Source organism: Nostocoides japonicum T1-X7 (assembly GCF_001046855.1).
GTDB lineage: Bacteria > Actinomycetota > Actinomycetes > Actinomycetales > Dermatophilaceae > Nostocoides > Nostocoides japonicum.
On the sequence record NZ_HF570958.1, the window covers coordinates 4,699,856 to 4,701,833 of the forward strand.

Annotated in this window: 2 protein-coding genes; both read left to right on the forward strand. The window is 73.5% G+C overall.

What is annotated here, in order from left to right; all coding sequences use genetic code 11:
• Nucleotides 1–472: 472 nt before the first annotated feature.
• A complete protein-coding gene (locus BN12_RS21360) occupies nucleotides 473–1,180 on the forward strand; it encodes a PadR family transcriptional regulator (RefSeq protein WP_048556721.1) in 708 nt (235 codons plus the stop codon).
• On the forward strand, nucleotides 1,177–1,905 hold the full coding sequence (locus tag BN12_RS21365) for an ABC transporter ATP-binding protein (RefSeq protein WP_048555583.1): 729 nt from the start codon (nucleotides 1,177–1,179) through the stop codon (nucleotides 1,903–1,905). The genes BN12_RS21360 and BN12_RS21365 overlap by 4 nt, the downstream gene beginning before the upstream one ends.
• Nucleotides 1,906–1,978 lie beyond the last annotated feature (73 nt).

Here is a 1,978-nt window from a genome sequence, read left to right on the forward strand (position 1 = left end):
CCGCCGTGCTCATGCCCGAAGTGGTTACCGCCGCGACGGGGGCGACCCCCGCGCTCGTCGAACCGGGGGCCCGGCCCCTCCCCGGGGCGGCGCGCGCCGCCGTCGGGATCGGACCGGGTGAAGCGGCCGGTGCGGCCGCGCTCGTTGCTGTGGTTGTCACGCATGGTGTGACTCCTTCGTCTCGTGTGTGGTGGGGCTCGTCATCGCGCGTCGCCGTCTCGGGTCTGCGCTCATGAGCCGTGGGTCGAGGTCTCGGGGCCTCGACCCCTCGACGGACGCCAACTGGCGAAGCGGTGCTTCCTTGTCGGTGCCTCATCGATATATCGACAGAGTAGCGGCACTATCTCAGGACTGTCAAGCCATCCGAGCCGTCCCGATGGTCGATCGCCGCCATGACCCGGTTGCAACGGGGTGCATACCGCGTATACCCTCCTGCTGTCAGCACGGAATACTCGGTATGCAGGGGGAGCGGATGTCGGTCAGGCTGGGGCTCATGGCACTCCTCGCGGAGGGGCCGATGTACGGCGCAGGGCTGCGGACCGCCTTCGAGGAGCGGACCGGCGGGACCTGGCCGCTCAACGTCGGGCAGGTGTACACGACCCTGGGACGCCTCGAGCGGGACGGTCTCGTCGAGCAGGCGGGACCGCCCGACCCCGAGGGCCGGATCTCCTACCGGCTCACCGACGCGGGTCGCGCCGCGGTCGAGGAATGGTGGCGCTCGCCCGTCGACCGCGTCAGCACGCCCCGCGACGAGCTCGTCATCAAGCTCGCGCTCGCCGTCACCGTGTCCGGCGTCGACGTCCAGTCCGTCGCCCAGACCCAACGGACGGCGACGCTGCGGCACCTGCGCGACCTGACCCGCCTCAAGCAGCGCGCCCTCGACGCCATCGGCGCGGGCATCGGGGATCGCGGCGCCGACGACGGTGGCATCGGTGGCGACGGCACCGCGGACCACGCTGACCCCGACCGCGACCTCGCGTGGCTCCTCGTCCTGGAGAACCACATCTTCTCCGCCGAGGCGGAGGTCCGCTGGCTCGACCACGTCGAGACCCGGCTCGCACAGGCGGGACGGCGACCGCACGCGGCGAGCACCCGGCATCACGCGGCGAGCACCCGGCATACGGACCCGGTCCAGCCGCCCGAGCGGGCCTCCGTCGAGACGACAGGAGGCCACCCGTGACCGTCCCCGTGCTCGTCCTGGAGGACGTCTCCCGAACCCACGGCACGGGCGACAACGCCGTCCACGCGCTGCGCGGTGTGAGCCTGGAGGTCATGGAGGGCGAGCTCGTCGCCGTCATGGGCCCGAGCGGTTCGGGCAAGTCGACGCTCCTCAACGTCGCCGGCGGCCTCGACCGTCCGACCTCCGGCCGCGCCACGGTCGACGGCGTCGACCTCGGGTCGCTCGGCGCGAAGGAGCTGGCCCGGGTCCGGCGGCGGCGGATCGGCTTCGTCTTCCAGGACTACAACCTCATCCCCTCGCTCACCGCCGCGGAGAACGTCGGACTCCCCCTCGAGCTGGACGGTATGCGACCGCGCACCGCGCGCCGGAACGCCCGCCACGCCCTCGACGTCCTCGGCCTCGCCGACCTCGCGGACCGGTACCCCGACGCGATGTCCGGGGGCCAGCAGCAGCGGGTGGCCATCGCCCGCGCGCTCGTCGGGACGCGGCGGCTCGTCATGGCCGACGAGCCGACCGGCGCCCTCGACACGACGACCGGCGAGGAGGTGCTCCGGGTCCTCCGCAAGCGCTGCGACGACGGGGCCTCGGGGCTCCTGGTCACCCACGAGGCCCGGCACGCGGCGTGGGCCGACCGGGTCGTCTTCCTCCGCGACGGCGTCGTCGTCGACACGACCGGGTCGCCCCGGGAGCCGGAGGACCTCCTAGACGAGGCGCCGGCCCGGTGACCACCGTGACCAGGCGGGAGGCGGCCGCAGGGGGTCCGCCTCCCGCCGACCTCGTCCGCTCGGCCGGCTCGGG